This window comes from Enterobacter sp. BNK-8 (genome assembly GCF_048685095.1).
In the GTDB taxonomy this organism is placed as follows: Bacteria; Pseudomonadota; Gammaproteobacteria; order Enterobacterales; family Enterobacteriaceae; genus Enterobacter; species Enterobacter quasiroggenkampii.
The window spans coordinates 2,147,326-2,164,219 of the sequence record NZ_JBLQTN010000001.1; the positions used below are offsets into that span (position 1 = coordinate 2,147,326).

Annotated in this window: 24 protein-coding genes and 1 pseudogene; 9 read left to right on the forward strand and 16 right to left on the reverse strand. The window is 43.8% G+C overall.

Annotation, left to right across the window (positions count from 1 at the left end):
- The first annotated feature begins 37 nt into the window (after window positions 1-37).
- On the forward strand, window positions 38-346 hold the full coding sequence (locus ACMGGU_RS10325) for a hypothetical protein (protein WP_267214914.1): 309 nt from the start codon (window positions 38-40) through the stop codon (window positions 344-346).
- Window positions 347-449: 103 nt separating this feature from the next.
- Here the strand turns inward: ACMGGU_RS10325 and ACMGGU_RS10330 are convergent, their stop codons facing one another.
- The 4 genes from ACMGGU_RS10330 to ACMGGU_RS10345 form a co-directional block, all read right to left on the reverse strand.
- A complete protein-coding gene (locus tag ACMGGU_RS10330; protein WP_196352175.1) occupies window positions 450-749 on the reverse strand; it encodes a hypothetical protein in 300 nt (99 codons plus the stop codon).
- A 134-nt stretch (window positions 750-883) separates the two neighbouring features.
- Window positions 884-1,345 carry a lysis protein gene (locus ACMGGU_RS10335; RefSeq protein WP_267214915.1) on the reverse strand — a complete coding sequence of 154 codons (462 nt, stop codon included), beginning with the start codon at window positions 1,343-1,345 and terminating at the stop codon, window positions 884-886.
- A 2-nt stretch (window positions 1,346-1,347) separates the two neighbouring features.
- On the reverse strand, window positions 1,348-1,836 hold the full coding sequence (locus ACMGGU_RS10340) for a lysozyme (protein WP_420300513.1): 489 nt from the start codon (window positions 1,834-1,836) through the stop codon (window positions 1,348-1,350).
- Window positions 1,814-2,038, reverse strand: a complete 225-nt coding sequence (locus tag ACMGGU_RS10345; protein WP_196352172.1) for a class II holin family protein — start codon at window positions 2,036-2,038, stop codon at window positions 1,814-1,816. Before ACMGGU_RS10345 ends, ACMGGU_RS10340 begins: the two co-directional genes overlap by 23 nt.
- A 115-nt stretch (window positions 2,039-2,153) precedes the next feature.
- On the opposite strand from ACMGGU_RS10345, the gene ACMGGU_RS10350 reads away from it, so the two are divergent.
- The gene (locus ACMGGU_RS10350; RefSeq protein ID WP_196352171.1) at window positions 2,154-2,525 is read left to right on the forward strand and encodes a hypothetical protein; all 372 of its coding nucleotides are present in this window, start codon (window positions 2,154-2,156) and stop codon (window positions 2,523-2,525) included.
- A gap of 158 nt (window positions 2,526-2,683) precedes the next feature.
- Here ACMGGU_RS10350 and ACMGGU_RS10355 read toward each other — a convergent pair whose 3' ends face one another.
- From ACMGGU_RS10355 to ACMGGU_RS10375, 5 genes are all read right to left on the reverse strand, one after another.
- Window positions 2,684-3,517 (reverse strand): antitermination protein, encoded by an 834-nt coding sequence (locus tag ACMGGU_RS10355; RefSeq protein WP_196352170.1) that lies wholly within the window; start codon window positions 3,515-3,517, stop codon window positions 2,684-2,686.
- Complete coding sequence (gene rusA, locus ACMGGU_RS10360) at window positions 3,514-3,876, reverse strand: crossover junction endodeoxyribonuclease RusA (protein WP_196352169.1); 363 nt, start codon at window positions 3,874-3,876, stop codon at window positions 3,514-3,516. Before rusA ends, ACMGGU_RS10355 begins: the two co-directional genes overlap by 4 nt.
- Window positions 3,873-4,085, reverse strand: coding sequence for a hypothetical protein (locus ACMGGU_RS10365; protein ID WP_196352168.1), 213 nt, complete (start codon window positions 4,083-4,085; stop codon window positions 3,873-3,875). Before ACMGGU_RS10365 ends, rusA begins: the two co-directional genes overlap by 4 nt.
- Window positions 4,085-4,687, reverse strand: a complete 603-nt coding sequence (locus tag ACMGGU_RS10370) for a DUF1367 family protein (RefSeq protein ID WP_196352167.1) — start codon at window positions 4,685-4,687, stop codon at window positions 4,085-4,087. The genes ACMGGU_RS10365 and ACMGGU_RS10370 overlap by 1 nt, the downstream gene beginning before the upstream one ends.
- 388 nt (window positions 4,688-5,075) lie before the next feature.
- Window positions 5,076-5,300 carry a DinI-like family protein gene (locus ACMGGU_RS10375; protein ID WP_196352166.1) on the reverse strand — a complete coding sequence of 75 codons (225 nt, stop codon included), beginning with the start codon at window positions 5,298-5,300 and terminating at the stop codon, window positions 5,076-5,078.
- Window positions 5,301-6,134: 834 nt separating this feature from the next.
- On the opposite strand from ACMGGU_RS10375, the gene ACMGGU_RS10380 reads away from it, so the two are divergent.
- Together ACMGGU_RS10380 and ACMGGU_RS10385 are read left to right on the forward strand one after the other, a co-directional pair.
- Window positions 6,135-7,943 carry an AAA family ATPase gene (locus ACMGGU_RS10380; RefSeq protein ID WP_420300514.1) on the forward strand — a complete coding sequence of 603 codons (1,809 nt, stop codon included), beginning with the start codon at window positions 6,135-6,137 and terminating at the stop codon, window positions 7,941-7,943.
- On the forward strand, window positions 7,930-9,120 hold the full coding sequence (locus tag ACMGGU_RS10385; protein ID WP_420300970.1) for a hypothetical protein: 1,191 nt from the start codon (window positions 7,930-7,932) through the stop codon (window positions 9,118-9,120). Before ACMGGU_RS10380 ends, ACMGGU_RS10385 begins: the two co-directional genes overlap by 14 nt.
- Window positions 9,121-9,319: 199 nt before the next feature.
- Here ACMGGU_RS10385 and ACMGGU_RS10390 read toward each other — a convergent pair whose 3' ends face one another.
- The gene (locus tag ACMGGU_RS10390; protein ID WP_420300515.1) at window positions 9,320-10,003 is read right to left on the reverse strand and encodes a replication protein P; all 684 of its coding nucleotides are present in this window, start codon (window positions 10,001-10,003) and stop codon (window positions 9,320-9,322) included.
- The gene (locus ACMGGU_RS10395) at window positions 10,000-10,551 is read right to left on the reverse strand and encodes a hypothetical protein (RefSeq protein WP_420300516.1); all 552 of its coding nucleotides are present in this window, start codon (window positions 10,549-10,551) and stop codon (window positions 10,000-10,002) included. Before ACMGGU_RS10395 ends, ACMGGU_RS10390 begins: the two co-directional genes overlap by 4 nt.
- Here ACMGGU_RS10395 and ACMGGU_RS10400 point away from each other — a divergent pair.
- Both ACMGGU_RS10400 and ACMGGU_RS10405 read left to right on the forward strand, forming a co-directional pair.
- Window positions 10,539-10,961: pseudogene (locus ACMGGU_RS10400) on the forward strand (tyrosine-type recombinase/integrase); the annotation flags it as partial. The gene ACMGGU_RS10395 and the pseudogene ACMGGU_RS10400 sit on opposite strands and share 13 nt — an antisense overlap.
- Before the next feature lie 313 nt (window positions 10,962-11,274).
- Complete coding sequence (locus ACMGGU_RS10405) at window positions 11,275-11,949, forward strand: SOS response-associated peptidase (protein ID WP_420300517.1); 675 nt, start codon at window positions 11,275-11,277, stop codon at window positions 11,947-11,949.
- A gap of 51 nt (window positions 11,950-12,000) precedes the next feature.
- Here ACMGGU_RS10405 and cspF read toward each other — a convergent pair whose 3' ends face one another.
- The gene (gene cspF / locus ACMGGU_RS10410; protein WP_420300971.1) at window positions 12,001-12,213 is read right to left on the reverse strand and encodes a cold shock-like protein CspF; all 213 of its coding nucleotides are present in this window, start codon (window positions 12,211-12,213) and stop codon (window positions 12,001-12,003) included.
- A gap of 287 nt (window positions 12,214-12,500) precedes the next feature.
- Here cspF and ACMGGU_RS10415 point away from each other — a divergent pair, with 287 nt between their 5' ends.
- Window positions 12,501-12,719, forward strand: a complete 219-nt coding sequence (locus ACMGGU_RS10415; RefSeq protein ID WP_045370991.1) for a cold shock domain-containing protein — start codon at window positions 12,501-12,503, stop codon at window positions 12,717-12,719.
- 248 nt (window positions 12,720-12,967) lie between these two features.
- On the opposite strand, the gene ACMGGU_RS10420 is transcribed toward ACMGGU_RS10415, so the two are convergent.
- Entirely contained in the window at window positions 12,968-13,132 is a 165-nt protein-coding gene (locus ACMGGU_RS10420) for a YnfU family zinc-binding protein (protein ID WP_213758942.1), read from the reverse strand.
- A 148-nt stretch (window positions 13,133-13,280) separates the two neighbouring features.
- Between ACMGGU_RS10420 and ACMGGU_RS10425 the strand changes: the two genes are divergently transcribed.
- Both ACMGGU_RS10425 and ACMGGU_RS10430 read left to right on the forward strand, forming a co-directional pair.
- Entirely contained in the window at window positions 13,281-13,508 is a 228-nt protein-coding gene (locus ACMGGU_RS10425; protein WP_025910815.1) for a hypothetical protein, read from the forward strand.
- A 173-nt stretch (window positions 13,509-13,681) separates the two neighbouring features.
- Window positions 13,682-14,020: a hypothetical protein gene (locus ACMGGU_RS10430; protein ID WP_126296580.1), complete on the forward strand. Its 339-nt coding sequence runs from the start codon at window positions 13,682-13,684 to the stop codon at window positions 14,018-14,020.
- 376 nt (window positions 14,021-14,396) lie between these two features.
- Here the strand turns inward: ACMGGU_RS10430 and ACMGGU_RS10435 are convergent, their stop codons facing one another.
- The 3 genes from ACMGGU_RS10435 to ACMGGU_RS10445 form a co-directional block, all read right to left on the reverse strand.
- On the reverse strand, window positions 14,397-15,665 hold the full coding sequence (locus ACMGGU_RS10435) for a Y-family DNA polymerase (RefSeq protein WP_420300518.1): 1,269 nt from the start codon (window positions 15,663-15,665) through the stop codon (window positions 14,397-14,399).
- Between the two features lie 2 nt (window positions 15,666-15,667).
- Window positions 15,668-16,087, reverse strand: a complete 420-nt coding sequence (locus tag ACMGGU_RS10440) for a translesion error-prone DNA polymerase V autoproteolytic subunit (RefSeq protein ID WP_062936140.1) — start codon at window positions 16,085-16,087, stop codon at window positions 15,668-15,670.
- A 172-nt stretch (window positions 16,088-16,259) separates the two neighbouring features.
- Window positions 16,260-16,811 (reverse strand): recombinase family protein, encoded by a 552-nt coding sequence (locus ACMGGU_RS10445; protein ID WP_420300972.1) that lies wholly within the window; start codon window positions 16,809-16,811, stop codon window positions 16,260-16,262.
- Window positions 16,812-16,894: the final 83 nt, after the last annotated feature.

Sequence of the window (16,894 nt, forward strand, 5' to 3'; positions counted from 1 at the left end):
CGGTAAGACTTGTAGCGTAAACACAAAAGGAAAATTTATGACTTGGGTAACAATTTTTGATGGCGTGGTTATGGGTGATCACATCAAGGTTCAGCGGTATGTTGATGAAGATTCTGAAGAAGATTACCCTGTCAGAGTGAAAGCCACAGATAAAAACCCTCCACAGATTACCCCACCTATTGTTGAAGAAGGAGCCATTATGATTCCTTTGCCTCCGCACAATCCTAATCATAGATTCACATTTGATTATGACAATATCAATGATATGTATAACAAATTCGCAAGCGATTCAGGGAGAGACACGGAATTCACAGATGCTTTAGAAAAAGCCATTTTAGGAAACTAAAACTAATAAAATATTATAGCCATCACCACGTATTATCTCTTGATGATGGCTATAAAACCGCCTTCAGACGGTTTGTAATGAAAGCAATGTGTGCGGTAACCACTTAAGAATAATTTTTCTTAAAATGACGATCGCAGTATTCATCAGATGTTGCTACCTGAAGTGGTCCAGGGTTGGGCGATAATTGAACCTGCCGTTGGAACCCAGAACTTTGTTCGCTTTGCCAGTCAAAATCAATTTTATCAACGATATAGACGTTACCCCCATCTTCCTGCTTTACTATAATCTTATCAACAAAGAAAGGATGGGCACTTTTATCAGTATAAACTTCATATCGAATACAGACGTCATTTTTATCATACAGGTAAGTTTTTTCTAGGGTTAACCGCACATTCTGGCTCATGTCACATCTCCATTGGAATGAGACGATACTTTAGCGCCATAATTATATTTTTTACAAACACATTACGCTTAAAATATGGCATTGATCAATGTCCTCTTCAGAAAAACTACGGAATAATCCGCATAATCGGTTAGCTATCTAAGGCACTGAATATTGATGTAATCCTGCAGATAGCCGACCTGCTTCGTCACAGTAGTGATTCGTTCTCTGAGGGTGAAATAATCCCGTTCAGCGGAGTCAGTAAGTCTGGGGGTGGAAGCATCGCCCAGGCCGCCGGTGCTGGCCGTTCCATTCGCGGGACATCTTGCGTTGACGTGCAGCCCACACTTGCCAGAGCTAACACAACGCTGCAGATCTTCAAGCTGAGATTTCGCATCAGCTAATTCCTTCGTGTATTTAGCATCCAGTGCAGCGACATCTCGCTGCCGGGTCTGCATATCTTTGATGGTGGCGTTCGCCAAGCTGAGTTTATCAGTCGCCTTATCGCGCTGCTCTTTGTATGTGATGGCGTTGTCGCGGTAGTGATTGATCGCACAAGCCATGGAAACCAGCAGGCAGATAACGACAGTGCAGATGATGCCTGTTAATCGGCTCATTTCTAACCCCACTCGCAGACTTCGCGCTCAATCTCGCGTCGAGTGATCAAACCCTTCCACTGTTTTCCACCGGCATACGTCCAGCGCTGCAGCTCTTTGCATGCACCCGGAACATCACCGGCATTCAATTTCTTCAGCAGCGTCGATCTGTTAAACGCTCCAGTTCCCACGTTGTAAGTGAAGGAGTAAAGTGCGGCACGAGTGGTTTCGGGAACATGGACCTTTATCAACGGGTCGATAGCTACAGCGACCTTGCGCAGGTCGGATTGAAGCAAAGCATCACATTCTTTATCGGTGTAGCGGTAGCCGCGGCGAATATCAGCGCCAGTGTGCCCGTCACAAACAGTCCAGACACCAACTACGTCTTGATAAGCGTAATAGCGTCTTCCTTCAAGTCCATCCGCATTGCCCAGCATCACAGCTGCAATAGTGATTGCGCTGGCTCCGCCAACAACGGCGCCCACCAGCTTATTTCGGAGTGTCGGGTTCATCTCGGCTCCTGCTGCGGCGGTTGTCTTCGCGGATTTTGAAATAGAGGTTTGTCAGGTACGTCATCACTGCAATGATGATACCCACCAGCACGCCGATAGCGTTCCACTGCTCGGGGCTATAGGCATTCAGCATACCGTTTAGGATGCTACCGGCTGAAGCGCCATATGCAGCACCTGTGGTTATTTTGTCCATGCGATACATGCTCTCACCTCGCGATGCTGCGGGTGTTGAATGTTTGAAGATGATTAGCCGTAATGACTAAAGCTGAGAGTGTGTTCTACCGATATTGATATGAACATTTAATCTGGGAAATTTTATGCAGACAGTATCTACTTACAAAGATCTTGCAAAAGCAATAGCCTGTGATTCAAACAAAATTGAAGTCACTGGTGATATCACCAAGGGAACGGTAAAAATCGTGGCCAGTGGCGCGGTTTCCTGGGCAATTGCTATCGGCGCAATCAGCATCGCATACGCTGCATTTGTTATGACGCCTGCGACGGGGGGAACTAGCTCAACTTTATCATTAATGTTTGCACCGGCAGCTGTTGCCAGCATTGGATTACCAGCAACTACCGCAGCAATTGCAATTGTAACTGGCGCAGGATCCTTAACGGCGATTAAAAACTTAAGGAAATATAAGGTTGAATCTCTTGAAGATGGTAAAGCTATTTTAGTTAAAAAATAGTTTCATGAGTTCCTAGCTGGTGTACAGAGTTGTTTTGAAGGTATAAAAAAAGCCCCACGGGGTTAACCGCAGGGCTTTAAACGAAGGCAATAACCCATCGTTAGGGCAAAATTACCACAGATTCGGGAAAAGTAAATAGCTCACGATAAATTCATACCCTATTTTGTTATCTGCTTCAGCTGCGCATCAGCCCACGCCTCTTCGATATCAAACTTGGTGATGAGCTGGTCGTAGAATGGCTTAACAGACTTCTTCCAGGTATCGAGGCTGATTGCATCCGTTATCTCACTTAAAGCTGCGTAAGCCTCAGTTGATGGAATTCGCTCAAATCCCCGCCCACTGCAGCGCTTGCAATCAGCCAGTACCGGAACGCCCTGCTGCTCTGTAAGAGCCTGATTAACAGCTTTCCCGCGTCCATGGCAATCTTTACAGGCACAACTTAAAACCTTCTTGCCCTTACACTGAGGGCAGAGAACGCGCGCTACCTCCCTGACCTGCCTGCGCATTTCATACTCGGAAGGGCGAATATTTTCCACACCCATGAGCAAAGACATCTTCACGAATTTCTTCTCTTTTGCCGGAGTGTGGGACTTCATGCTGAAAACCTCAGCGTCAATAAACCCTGCCCCTTTGCAGCCATCGCACTGCTTCACGCTGGCGGCGCTACGGGAATAGTCCTCGAACGCGAAGGTCGCCAGCTGTTGTATCACCAGTGGTTTAATCTTTGCATCAAGCTTACGTAATGCCGCAACATGGTCGCACTTAGTCAGCGCATACTGGATCAGCAGTTCGATCGCCCTCTCCCGATCGTTACTGCTGATCCCCATCTTTCCGAGAAAGGCGCTGTAACCCAAAGCAGCCCGTTCCTGCGTCATGCCCATAGCGGCCATGATATCCGTTCCGGTTAATGATTCTGACGCCGTTGCGCGCGGAGAGTCGCTAATCATTGTCGATTTGGCGAAGTGATATTTGAGGGTGTTTTCAAGATTCATGCGGTCTCCAGCTCGGTAATGGTGAGTTCTATTTTCCCGCCCTTAACGACAGGCATTTTCACAACGCGATAGTCGACAACCTGGCAGTCATCCAGCCAGAATCCCGCCTTGGTTAAAGCGTCAAATGCAGCTTTCTGCAGATTGTCCAGATCGCGGCGCCGGCGGTCGGGCATGTGACATTCAATCCGGATTTTGAGTGGTGCGGCCGTCCGGATATTAAGCCGGGCGCTTCGGATGACGCTGGCCACCGCATAGCGATACGCGACGCCATCAGCACTGATATGCGTGCGCCCGCGGTTGTGCCTGTAATACCGGTTGTTGCTCGGCGGCCATGGCAAAGTGATTTGATATGTCTTCACGTTCCCCCCCACATCCGGTTTCGCCAGCGGCTATCCGGGCGCGCTGGCGTGTTTAATGTTGGAAGGAATGCACTGACAGTCCAGGTCACGTAATCGTGGTTAAGGCTGCGCTCAACCCGGACGCCGCGCGCTTTGTAACGCTTAACCAGTTCGTCGGCCTGTTCGGTGCTGCAATCGGTGTGGTGGAACCAGGTATGCTTCATCCCCATTACCCCGCAAAGCCAAGTAGCTGAGCGGCGACATTTTCTGCCTCACCACGACTGCGGAATGAACGGGACAGGACCCAGCGCCAAAGAACATCGAGCGCAGCTTTATAGAGTTGTTGAAACTCGAGCTCGTCCATGTTGGCAAACGAGATGCTGCGAGGATGTTTTTTGAGTGTTCCGTCTGGCAGCTGAATGGCATCAAAGTGCCCTGCTTCGACGATCACCCAGGAGCGATAAGCATCGAAGGATTTGCACAGGCTGATGCCATTCGTGACGCGCCGGTAAGCAACCTGCTCAAGATACTGCTTAGCAGCATCGATCAGCGCGCCCTCATTCCCGCCATACGAAGCCAGGAACTTGGCGTAGCCGGTAATCAGCTTCCGCTCGTTACTCGAAATAGCCCCGCCTGTTGGTTCCCAGTATTCAAAACCGAGATTAAGAAGCGCGAAAAAGCGCCGATGGAATGCCGGGTTACGTACCCGCCTGAACTCGGCAATAAGAACATCGCCGAGCCGGGTTTTGGATTGCAGGATATCGCTGGTCTCGGGCGTAGCCGGGATCAGTATTCCTGAGTGGTGTTTGATAAGTTGTAATTCTAGCGCCATGGTTCTCTCCGTGGCGCATCAGGTATAGGGTGTTCAGGCCTATGAAAGAATAATATCAGACGGTGGAGTAATTCGGTACCCAAGCCGTTTTGCAAATTGCATAAACCCGTTGAGAGTGAAGATTTGTTCCTCTTCAAGTAACGGTCGTAATGAAACTATTCCATTTACTCGATAAACCAGATATCTCCCTTCCGCCGGGAAGCTATAGATAACTGCTTTATCGGCCCTTCTCACCACATCGTACCATTGATAATCTGCATTAAAGGCATCTGCACTACACACTATTTCCCCCAGAGCGACTTATTGACGCGGTAAACAGTAATCGGGAACAGCCAGGGGAACGCAAACAGCGATACTCTTTGTAACTGCTCCAGTGAAATTCACGCGATTAATTAAACCACTCGTCAGCGCTTTCCCAGGTCTCCTGCACGATATGGTCAATCTCTTTCTTATCGCCCCCAAAAACAGTCAAACCATCATTACTGGCACGTCTAATCGTAAGCTGGCAATCATCAAACTGCTTGCTAAGTCTTTTGAGCAGTTCTGACTCGAGTGCAGGTATAGCTCCATCAGGAAGTTTCTTCATGCGATCAATGGTTAACTCAATTCTCATAACCCCTCCACACTACTGTATGTTTATACAGTTATTTATATTCCTATCTTACAGATTTTGCAACAATTAAAAGGCACAAAAAGCAAACCATAATCATCGTTGCAAGCTGAATACATTTGGTTGTGCAATGGCTCACGACCAGTTCAACCAATTCCAAATCTTGGCGCACTCAAAGTTAATTTATTACTATTGCTCCACCCGAAAGGTTCCCGCTATTTTATTCCAAGAGCAAGTCGTGTGAAGTAGTTATAGCGAATGTTGTGTCATCATCTTGTTTAAACTAACGAAAATTAGCTTCTTCGAGACGGCTTTTGTTTGCAGAATATCACTGACCTCGGGAGTGGACGGGATCAGAATACCTGTGTAGTACTTGATGGGGAGTAGTGCAAGCACCATATTTTGCTTCGTGCGCATCAGGTTGTCATTTGCTCATGCTGACTGGCTCAATTATGATGAGCAAAATAAGAAAACCAATTAGAATAGTTATGAAATCACTGTTTTCAATCTAACTTTTATTTGCTCCTAACTTAGAGTCTTATTTCCATATCATTATAATTTATGTTAAATACTAAAATTGCGATAAATAGCCCCAATATAACATTCTGTAAAACTTAAAATAATAACCATAGCAAATCCATTAAATCACTATTAAAAATAAAAATACCAACAAAGAGCCATTAATAAATAATTGCACAAAGTAAATATTTAGTGTAAAATCTTCATAAAATCAAATACAAACACAGTCTTGCACTGAGTGGCGGTAGCGTGCCTTACTCATATAGCATCCATCATTCCATTTAGATTCCTTCCTTTTATAAAGAGAAAAGTAGCATCATGGAACTAATATATACATACATTCAAAATTATAAAGGCTTATATAATTTATCTTTACCCACCTCAAGCAAATATAAATTCACTCATGACACTGGTCATCTTAAAATCACTAAGCAAGATTTAAGTCAAGACTATTATAGTGGCATACCATGTACATTAATCCTAGGTAAAAATGGAGTTGGGAAAACATCCATTTTAGATTTTATCAACAGTTTTATTTATGATTTCGAAGGTGTCGGTTATTGTGTTTGGAATGAAGATGGCAAACTTATAATTACCGCAAGTAACTCCCTCATGCCATCAATAGTATCCAACATGCAAACAGAATATATTGAAAACAATGAACACTTCTTCAAGAAAAAGAAAATAAATCTAGTAAAAATAAATAACACTATCGATCTCAAAAGCATGTTGGTTGGTCGAAAAAAGAAAAAAAACACATCTATCTCTAAAGATTTATCGTTATCATACTTCCTACAAGGTAACAAAACACGCACAAAAAAATTACTCAAACAGCTAATTTCATTTTCAGATCATAGTTCATGGGCTCATGATAATTTATCAAGGCTTAACACTAAATTTCAATTTGAAATTGAAAATTCACCAACATATAAAATCAATTCCATTTTAAAAAACAATGAAATTGGAGATAAAGGGTTGCATGGGGCAATTAATTATTTTTTTGGTATGCTGCATGATAAAATTGAAAATCGACAAGTACCAAGATATATAGAGTCTGACTTTCAGTCCCAAGGCATTTCTCTCGATGAGATACAAAATGGAGAAATAGAACTTAATGAAGAAGAAATAGTTAATATAATTTTTAATAAACAAAGACCCATGTATTTCCCCTCTACTTACCCATATCACCAAATCATTTACTTAATGCTTATGCCTGCGATAGTATGGCATTTACTTAAAACATCAAAAGTTCCGAAAGAAATATGCGAGTCTATCTATTTATATTGTTTATGCAGAACATATCTTGAAGAAAAAAAACCATCCCAAGTTATAATCGAAACCCTAGATGAATTTAATATAAAAGACAATTATAATTTAAAAATAAAAAATACATTAGAATCCATACTTGAGATTATACATAATATAGCCGAGATGTTAGACAATTTTGAGAGAGATCAAGTGGATGACTTTTCTTTTACTTTAGAGGACCCTAAGCAAATAATTGAACTAATAAGATTAGTCGATAAACTACCAAGTGGAGTTTCGTCAAGATTTAAGTATGGTTGGGATTCGCTCAGTTCAGGGGAGTTTGCTAAGTTAAATCTATTCAATCAACTTTATGACTCAATAGAGAATAGCAATAGCCATAACATAATCATACTATTAGATGAATGCGATCTATATCTACATCCAGAGTGGCAAAGGATTATTTTTTCGGAAATTTTAGATTTAATAAAAACACATAAACGCAGTAAAAACGTCCAAGTATTGTTTACAACACATTCCCCCATACTCGCAAGCGATTTTTTACCTTCTGATATAATTTATCTTGAAAAAGATAGTAATCAGAAGACATATACTAAACACGTGGAATTTGGTTTCGGAGCAACTATATCGGAGCTATATATAAATGGTTTCTTCATTGAAGCAACCATAGGTCAACATGCACACAATTATCTAAACTCAATAATAAATAGTGCAGAACACAACCTTTTAAATAAAAATCAAAAAACCATACTAAAACAAATTAAAAACAAACTTCTAAAAAACCTCATACACATAAAATCAAACATAATAAACGATGATGCACAAACTATTGGAGTGAGTGAAAAAAATGATAAGGATTAATAGAGAGTTTGATCAGGATATAAAAAAATCATTTTCTAAAATAGTCCAACAACTCAACAAGATAGTGAAAACAAAAAAAACGCGAACGACTATTACTGAAGAGTTGAATTTTCTTAATACGATTGATAAAAAAACAATTCGAAAATTAGTATTTTCAAAACCGAAAAGATTAAAAAACATAGTTCTTAAGATTTATAATGAACATCCTTTAGTATGTGAATTTTATTCCCCTGATTATTTTTTCAGAAAATTAAATCTAACTTTAACAACAAATCTTCAACTGCCATTAACTAACAAAGAAAACAAAAGTCTTGTTTATCAAGAGCTTTGCAATGCAATCCAAATTATCAGCATATTTTCGCAAACAAACTCAAGCTTAATTGTTAGGGACATATTGAGCACATCATACACAGAAACAAAAATGTCCGCTCTAAGAAATAAGATACTTGATCTTATAAAAATAAAGAATGGCAGCCCTCTAAATAAAGACACCATTTCATTATTCCCGTCATGGATTTGTTCAATACAAAATATATTTAATTACTCACTCATTGATAGAGACACTGCGTATCAACTAAACCGATTTCTTGATATTTATGCCTGCCCATATTGTAATAGTGAAAATATAGAACCGATAATTGATGAAGCAGGTACTGATTACAGACCTGCATTTGATCACTTCATTCCAAAGTATAAATACCCCTTGATTTCTTTTAGCTTATTCAACTTGATTCCAAGCTGCGGTAAATGTAATAGTACCTATAAAAAAACTCTCGACCCAATCATGACCCCATTTTCTAACCCGTTCATCGAAGGAGTCAATGATACCCAACTTTTCATGTTCAATTACGACTTGAATTATATCTACAGGGATGGGAATATTAGCGACGACAATATCGTTGTTGTATTAATAAACCAAAATAGCAATATTGATAGGAATATGACCGAGTTTAGTATAAGAGCAAGATATAACGCCTATAATACCAAAAAAATTGCAAGAGCAATTGCGAAACAAGCTTTTGATCTAAATTCCCTCGAAAACAACCTCGATAGTGTACCATCTCTTTTCGCTTCTTTTGCTTATGAAGTTAATGTTGAACCACTTAAACAAATGCATAAAAAATTCATGCAAGATGCAATATTAACTTTTGCGAATAAACGTGTACCGTTAATTTAGTGAGTGTAAATAAAATGAATCTGATCCAAATCGAGTTCCATTCCGAAAAAGTATCACGGCTGGATCACATTCTGGGTCAGGGTCTTTGCGGCATTACTAATCCTGCATAGGAAATAAAAATTGAAAGCCAAAAAAACTATCATTGCTTGACGTTCATTAAACGCGTGGACGTTTATCCAACAATTTTGGCTCGCATTGGTTATCCCCCCTTGTCTTTGATGAGTTTGTACTGTGCTAGTAACATCTGTGCCGGTGTTGGCCCCCTCGGAGTCACTGGCGCTCCCAACGCCCGTCGAACAGGCGGGATCGGCTTTCCGGCCAAAACCCGCTTTTCCCACATACTCAAAAGATCACCGGCCTCGCGCTCGAGTTCTTTGTGACACAGCTGGCCATCGGTTCCGCGGCGACGCAGTTCGAGGCAAATATGGTAAAAAACCGGCTTCGGCCATGGGTATTGCTCGCTGCTAGGATATCGGAACACCAGCTTACGCCACTTCCAGTACTCAGTCATGACGTCAGCGGTGGTGATCCCCAGCACGCAGCGCCCTTCCCTGCACCACTTGATGAACTGGCCTGGCGAAGGCAGGAATGGGCGCTCCTGCCGCCGTACCATGCGCATGCCCGCTTCAACCTGCTCCAGAGTGTTAATCCCGTTTTCTTTGAAGGCCAGCACCCACTGACGGCGAATCTCGTTCACGTCTTCCTGGCTGCGATTAACCAGGCTTGCCGGGAACGCGGCCGCCAGCTGTACGAACAGCCCGTTGATAATCTGCGCCACCTGCTGCGTTTGTTCGCGTTCGGTGTACTGCTCGGGTAGGTTGTGCGCCACGCGGCGAGCCTGTTCCCGGTCAAAATTGCGAATGCTCTCGGCAAAGTTTTTCATTCCAGCACCCCGTCAATCCAGTCGGTGTTATGCAGGTCGATGCTGCCCAGGGAAGGTTTTGCCGTTCCGGTTGCACGCAGCCGCTTGGTAGTGAGCTGATCCCACTGCTTGCGCAGACTCGAAGGGCTCAGGATGTTGTCTTTCCAGAACTCATCCCGGTTGGCCCACTGGAACAGGTCACAAATTTCGTAGTGAGTACGCTTGTCCTGGACACGCATCAGCCTGATGGTGTTTGCCCATTCAGCCCAGTTGGGTTCGGATAGCGATGCGTTGACAGTGAGAAGCCTGTCGTAAATCCAGCGTGCGGCCTTAAGGTCGTCAGCGGATCCCCATGATTTACCTGCAGGGGTGTATATCCCGGCGGCTGCTTCTGGATGGCGTGAGAGAAACTTTTGAGTTTTCTGGTTTCGGGATTCGTCAGAATTCCGAGACGAGGATATTTTAATATTGTTCTTGTTATAGTCTTGGGTGTCTACCGTTTCCGGGAAGGTTTTTCCCGTTTTCGGGAAGGTTTTTCCCGATTTCGGTTTGTCTAAATATGTGGACATTCGCAGTTTATACAGGTGTCCGTCATGGAGAGCTTGCAGCTCTTGCCTGGGAAGATATCGACTGGGAAAAAGGGACGATTCATATACAGCGCAACCTTAATGCGCTAGGAATGTTCGTCCCACCAAAAACTGATGCAGGTGATCGAGTTATCACGCTATTAGAGCCCGCACTTGGGGCTTTGAAGGCACAGCATACGCTGACCTCGTTACAGCCTAAAACCGAGATTGTTTTTCATCACCGTGAGTATGGTGCGATGGAATATCAAAACCTGCGATTTGTTTTCATGCCCAGGATGCGCAAGGGCAAACAGAAAGCCTACTACTCTTTATCGAGTATCGGCGCCAGATTTCACGCAGCAGTAAAACGTGCTGGCATTCGCCGCCGGAATCCGTACCATACGCGGCATACAATTTTTGCCCCTGCTGGCTCCGAAGGTAGTACTCAATGCAAGAGAATCAAGAGATTAACAAAAAAGAGCAATACAACCTGAATAAGCTACGCTGATTTTGCCAACTCATTGATATCATTTACTTTACCATTGAATTCAATTAGTTATAGCATAATAACTTCTCCCTAAAGCTACCCAGATCTACATTTTTAGTGCCCTTTTTTTGCCCCTATTTCGCATTTTTGCCCCTAAATTTGCCCCTAACACTAGCCAGTGCGCCCCCCTTCTTCTCCCTGCCCTATACTTTTATTCTGACATCTGGTTAGAGGTTTCTATGTGTGGACGTTTTGCACAAGCTCAAACGCGTGAAGAATACCTGGCTTACCTGTCCGATGAAGCTGATCGCGACATCGCATACGACCCTGAACCTATTGGCCGATACAACGTCGCGCCCGGCACCAAAGTGCTGCTGTTGAGCGAACGCGACGAGCAGCTGCATCTTGATCCGGTTTTTTGGGGTTATGCGCCCGGATGGTGGAATAAGCCGCCACTGATTAACGCTCGCGTCGAAACCGCGGCCGCAAGCAGAATGTTTAAACCTCTGTGGCAACATGGCCGGGCGATCTGCTTTGCAGATGGGTGGTTCGAATGGAAGAAAGAAGGTGACAAGAAACAGCCTTATTTTATCCATCGGGCAGACGGTCAGCCGATTTTTATGGCGGCGATCGGCAGCACACCGTTTGAGCGATGCGATGAGGCAGAAGGTTTTCTGATAGTAACGTCTGCCGCTGACAAAGGCCTAGTGGATATTCACGACCGCCGGCCCCTGGTCCTATCGCCAGAAGCGGCCCGGGAATGGATGCGCCAGGACGTTGGAGGGAAAGAAGCGGAAGAGATTGTATCTGACGGCTCTGTACCAGCTGAGATGTTTATCTGGCATGCTGTGACCCGTGAAGTAGGAAATGTAAAAAATCAGGGGAGAAAATTGATAGAACAAATAGATATATAATCTGATGTACTTTTGATGTGTACTTTATATTTGGTTCAATATTATCTCACCTTAAGAAAGAAATATATTTGCAGCCATCGGACCACTAAGCCCATTTATACGATAAAATTCAACACGAACGCCAGGTTTTAACGTTTGGCCTTCATTATTTCTTAATGCAGAAATATGTAAAAAAACATCTTTTCTGCCATCTGATGGGATAATCAATCCCTTTCCGCTCTTGAAGTCAAAACTTTTGACAATTCCTGTCATTTTACGAGACAAATATTTTCCTAAGGGCAATCCAGATTTGACTATACAGGATTGGTTAATAATAGCCAATCCTATTTTATTGGCCTTCCGGAAGGCTAAAATAAAATTTGCTTAATCATTCAGCACGTGCCTTAATGGTTTGACTGATTCGTTGCGATGATGAATCTAACTTTTCCAAAAGCCGTTCTCATAACCAGGTGTTATCTCTGATACCTCCTCCTCTTGAGTCCATACATATACCAGCATACGTTTCTTATCATGAGCTTGCTTGTCAGTTGAAATGTTCAAACGGAGTTTGTATGTCATCTAAAATCATAGGTCTTGTTAAGTGGTTTAACGAAGATAAGGGGTTTGGTTTTATCTCCCCACTCGATGGAAGTAAAGATGTTGTTGTTCACACTTCTTCCCTGCTGGGAGAAACATTTAATACTCTATTTGAAGGACAAAAAGTCAAATTCGCTATCATAGCTGGAACTAAAGGTCCAATCGCTGCCAATGTAACACTTTGCGATAGATAATTTTTAGATGGTTTACTTAACTTAAGCCAGCATGACTTTATCAGTGGAAGGTGATTGTTCGGTTACGCACATCATTACAACAGGCCAGCATGTTTACTTACCATCAAGTTTGCTGACCGATGTGATGAAATGCAGGACTGCTGCATGAACAGTCTCAAAGCAGAAGCTAACTGCTTATAAAATATTAAAGTGCGTAAGAGGTTAGGCAGCCTCTAAAAGCATCACTTCTTATTTTTTTATTAATTTTTTTAGAAGCGCTGGGGAGATTTGAATAAAGCACAGCAGTATGGGCACACCAATTGAGCCCCCTTTTGTACACGATTGTAACTATGTTCGGAGTCTTTTGAGCAGTTTGGACAAGGGCATTTTACTAAATAATTTCGGCGGAATTGAGTGTTTTTACGTGCTGACATAGACTTCTCCAGTTCAAATGGACCGTTACAGTACACGTTAAGTCAGTATAATGCTTGTTTTAATTTCGAAAGAGGCAAAAAAAATGAACAAACAGCCCCCTTTCGAACACCTGCAGGGGCTAAAAGCCCTCAAAATACATGGTGATATATGAAAAAAGTAATCATTTTTTTTAATGGTAAGCCAAGTAAAGTTATCACTGTGCTTAAAGGTGTGACATCAATACGCGAAGAATATCCTAATGGAGAAGTGATAAACCTTCAGATAATGTCAGCAGGTTTTCCTTCTTTAACAGGTGACCATGAAGTGGTCTATGTGGCTTCAGATCGAGAGCTTACCTCTCAGGAAATATTAGATGCGGCGCAGAAGTATCTTTGACGCTTGGGATTCAACACCAAAATTCATGAAATCATTATTATAACTACGTTTAATTATTATAGCCTGCTTAACGCAGGCCTTTTTTTACCCCCACACAAACATTTATAATTAAGACTTGTACATCCAACGCCATGGCAATATGACTTTATTGCTGAAGCAACCATAAGGCTTCCATGAAAATCCTACATTACACAGTATTAATAGTTATTGAAGCCCCATTCTCAGATAATAATATCAACCCTCTTATCTTAGGTCTCTTGCATGACCGAAACTATTCAAGCAAGTCAAACCGAGGCGTTAAACTACCATCCCATGCATTCATTGGTTCAGAGGGTCAGGCAGTTTTAGAGTGGGAGTCTGAAAAAGATGGAGCAGAAAAACTAAAAAAAAGACTCTACCAGATGCTGCATGGAATTACACGTTTAGAAGAGTCTCCCACAGCAATTTTTCTAATGATTTGCCCAGAAGATAAAACCTTAACCTTTGTTTCAAGACTTAAAGTAAAAAAATGAACATCGATATTTTAACCTTCACCATCTGAAAATACCGTGACCGTGAAAACTGCGAAAGAAAATCATGAGGCACATCAGTAAATTTTGTATCATTTGCTAAGCATTGCTGTTACATTCGGTTTTATGATGAATCCTCCTCAGCGGCAGGGCTAACTAACCTGATGATTTGTATATCAAGCGGCTCATCGTGAATTTCTGAAGCAGCGAGTCACGAGTGGTTAGCTCAATGACTCACCGGGAGGCACCCGGCATCATATCCATAAGCCCCTGTATAATTGCAGGGGCTTATTTACATTACAAAAGCATAGTAGTAGACATATTACTCTTAATACTCATAGCCGATAATTAGGTTCGAATGAATATACCGTTTAAAGAATCATCTAACTTTTATTAGGTCTGAATACCTCGTAGTATATCGTGGAGATAACATATCCCGTTTCATCTGCCATTGCTGCTGTATGCCCTGCCCGGCAAAATAAAGTGTTCCCTTTCCATCTTTCGCGTTCAGATAATCCAGAACTTCCATCAACCTCTCGCTACCAGCACGCGGCGCGTTCTCGTCGAACAAGTTGAGCTGGGCCACACCATGGCTAAAGAAGTCACCCAGCATAATGCCGGCTTTCTGGTAACGGTGTCCGTCTTTCCAGATTTTGTCCAGGCACTTTACCGCGGCGTTAATGATGTCGCGTGAATCCTGAGTGGGGGTAAGAAGCTTCATGGACGCACTGTTACCGTAATACGGCTCGTTAAGCGCAAAGGGAGAGGTTTTCACGAACGCAGAGATAAACCGGCAATACTGGTGCTCACCACGAAGCTTTTCAGCACCACGGGCCGCATAGCTGCAGATGGCCTGACGCATCTGCTCATATTCTGTAACGCGTTCACCGAAAGAACGACTGCAGACGATTTCCTGCTTTGCCGGCGCAAACTCTTCCAGCTCAAGACAAGACTCGCCGCGCAACTCCCGGACGGTTCGCTCCAGCACGACATTGAAGTGTTTGCGAATAATCCATGTGCTTTGTTCTGATAAGTCCAGAGCCGTTTTAATACCCATGGCGTTAAGCTTCTTACTGATGCGGCGGCCAACGCCCCATACGTCCTCTACCGGCACAATAGACAACAACCGACGCTGGCGATCGATATTGGATAAATCAACCACTCCGCCCGTCTGCCGCTGCCATTTCTTTGCAGCGTGGTTTGCCAGCTTAGCGAGTGTTTTTGTCTGCGCAATGCCAACCCCGACAGTCAGGTGCGTACGCTTCAGAACTGTAGCGCGGATTTCTTTGCCGAAGTCAGTCAGGTCCCGGCAGTTCCTGACACCCGCCAGGTCACAAAATGCTTCATCGATACTGTAAATTTCAACGCGGGGGCTCATTTCCTCAAGCGTCGTCATTACCCGGTTCGACATGTCCGCATACAGCTCGTAGTTACTGCTGAAGCAAACCACGCCAGCGCGCCGGAAAAGCTCCTTTTGCTTGAAGAACGGCTCTCCCATAGTAATTCCAGCAGCTTTGGCCTCCGCGCTGCGCGCGATTACGCAGCCGTCATTATTCGACAGAACAACCACTGGCCGCCCTTTTAAATCGGGCCGAAACACCGTCTCGCATGATGCATAGAACGAATTCACATCACAGAGCGCAAACATATTCAGCTCGCAGATTTAACGATGAAAGTCACGACGCCGAAAACGTCGAGCGTGTCCTCGCTGCCGACGATGATCGGTGAGTATGCGCTATTCATCGGAATGAGCTGGACTGTCGGGCGCAGCTGCAGGCGTTTAACCGTAAACTCCCCTTCCACCGCCGCGATTACGATATCCCCATGCTCAGCTGTACGCGAACTATCGACCACCAGCAGATCGCCGTCGCTAATCCCGGCTTCGATCATAGAATCCCCCGCGGCTTTGACGAAATATGTGGAGCTCGGGTGAGCGACAAGTAACTCATTGAGATCAATGCGCTGTTCAACGTAATCAGCCGCGGGGCTTGGAAAACCACACTGTACTAAGTCACTGAAAAGCGGGAGAGCAATAATTTCTCGCAGTTCTGCAGGCCTGATAAATTCCATGTTACATACCTCAAATACTGTTTTTATATACAGTAGTTTCATTTGGGTATGCTCGCAAGACAGAGGGTCTGTCATGAATGATTAAAGCTTCGCCGTTTCGTTTCTAAGTTTCTATGCCGCTTCAAATTATGAGTTTTGTAAATTTTGTGACAGTAACTCTATGTGAGCAAATTTAAGCCGGTTTTGAAACGGGGAATTTTTTATAAAGCGTACATACTGCCACGTCATAAATTATCGCTACCTGCTTCCTGTCTACTCCGTTCGCTATCAGTCGGCCTGCTTGCGCCCATTGCTCATGGGTAAGCTTCGGACGCCTGCCACCTATTCGTCCTTTCTCTCGAGCAGCCGCCAACCCCGCCCGGGTGCGCTCAACGATCAACTCTCTCTCCATTTCAGCCAGAGCTGACATGATATGAAAGATGAAGCGCCCCATCGGGCTGGATGTATCGATACTGTCCGTGAGGCTCTTAAAGTGGATGCCGCGCTGCCGGAGTTCGTCCACCAGCAGCACGAGATTCCGCATGCTTCGCCCAAGACGATCCAGTTTCCAGACCACCAACGTGTCCCCTTCATTCAATGCCTTAAGGAGCTTTTTTAGTGCTGGACGATTTGCCACTGTTCCGCTCATTTTTTCTTCGAAAATCTGTTCACATCCTGCGCGTTCGAGTGCTTGCCGCTGAAGATCCGTATTTTGGTCAGTTGTTGACACCCTTACATAGCCAATTTACATATTTTTCACCCAGTTATTTCTGCAAAAAAATCAGGTGAAGGTATCGGCCGGGCCGCTCAAGAGCAATCTATAAAACG

Excerpts from the sequence above, each read along its gene's own strand:
- ACMGGU_RS10330 (WP_196352175.1), bottom strand. The coding sequence starts at position 749 with ATGAGCCAGAATGTGCGGTTAACCCTAGAAAAAACTTACCTGTATGAT.
- ACMGGU_RS10425 (WP_025910815.1), top strand. The coding sequence starts at position 13,281 with ATGAAAAAAGTAATCATTTTTTTTAATGGTAAGCCAAGTAAAGTTATC.
- ACMGGU_RS10390 (WP_420300515.1), bottom strand. The coding sequence starts at position 10,003 with ATGAAAAACTTTGCCGAGAGCATTCGCAATTTTGACCGGGAACAGGCT.
- ACMGGU_RS10440 (WP_062936140.1), bottom strand. The coding sequence starts at position 16,087 with ATGGAATTTATCAGGCCTGCAGAACTGCGAGAAATTATTGCTCTCCCG.
- ACMGGU_RS10355 (WP_196352170.1), bottom strand. The coding sequence starts at position 3,517 with ATGAATCTTGAAAACACCCTCAAATATCACTTCGCCAAATCGACAATG.
- ACMGGU_RS10420 (WP_213758942.1), bottom strand. The coding sequence starts at position 13,132 with ATGTCAGCACGTAAAAACACTCAATTCCGCCGAAATTATTTAGTAAAA.
- ACMGGU_RS10370 (WP_196352167.1), bottom strand. The coding sequence starts at position 4,687 with ATGGCGCTAGAATTACAACTTATCAAACACCACTCAGGAATACTGATC.
- ACMGGU_RS10340 (WP_420300513.1), bottom strand. The coding sequence starts at position 1,836 with ATGAACCCGACACTCCGAAATAAGCTGGTGGGCGCCGTTGTTGGCGGA.
- ACMGGU_RS10395 (WP_420300516.1), bottom strand. The coding sequence starts at position 10,551 with ATGTCCACATATTTAGACAAACCGAAATCGGGAAAAACCTTCCCGAAA.
- ACMGGU_RS10375 (WP_196352166.1), bottom strand. The coding sequence starts at position 5,300 with ATGAGAATTGAGTTAACCATTGATCGCATGAAGAAACTTCCTGATGGA.
- ACMGGU_RS10415 (WP_045370991.1), top strand. The coding sequence starts at position 12,501 with ATGTCATCTAAAATCATAGGTCTTGTTAAGTGGTTTAACGAAGATAAG.
- ACMGGU_RS10365 (WP_196352168.1), bottom strand. The coding sequence starts at position 4,085 with ATGGGGATGAAGCATACCTGGTTCCACCACACCGATTGCAGCACCGAA.
- ACMGGU_RS10385 (WP_420300970.1), top strand. The coding sequence starts at position 7,930 with ATGATAAGGATTAATAGAGAGTTTGATCAGGATATAAAAAAATCATTT.
- ACMGGU_RS10435 (WP_420300518.1), bottom strand. The coding sequence starts at position 15,665 with ATGTTTGCGCTCTGTGATGTGAATTCGTTCTATGCATCATGCGAGACG.
- ACMGGU_RS10350 (WP_196352171.1), top strand. The coding sequence starts at position 2,154 with ATGCAGACAGTATCTACTTACAAAGATCTTGCAAAAGCAATAGCCTGT.
- ACMGGU_RS10380 (WP_420300514.1), top strand. The coding sequence starts at position 6,135 with ATGGAACTAATATATACATACATTCAAAATTATAAAGGCTTATATAAT.
- ACMGGU_RS10430 (WP_126296580.1), top strand. The coding sequence starts at position 13,682 with ATGAAAATCCTACATTACACAGTATTAATAGTTATTGAAGCCCCATTC.
- ACMGGU_RS10325 (WP_267214914.1), top strand. The coding sequence starts at position 38 with ATGACTTGGGTAACAATTTTTGATGGCGTGGTTATGGGTGATCACATC.
- ACMGGU_RS10345 (WP_196352172.1), bottom strand. The coding sequence starts at position 2,038 with ATGTATCGCATGGACAAAATAACCACAGGTGCTGCATATGGCGCTTCA.
- ACMGGU_RS10335 (WP_267214915.1), bottom strand. The coding sequence starts at position 1,345 with ATGAGCCGATTAACAGGCATCATCTGCACTGTCGTTATCTGCCTGCTG.
- ACMGGU_RS10405 (WP_420300517.1), top strand. The coding sequence starts at position 11,275 with ATGTGTGGACGTTTTGCACAAGCTCAAACGCGTGAAGAATACCTGGCT.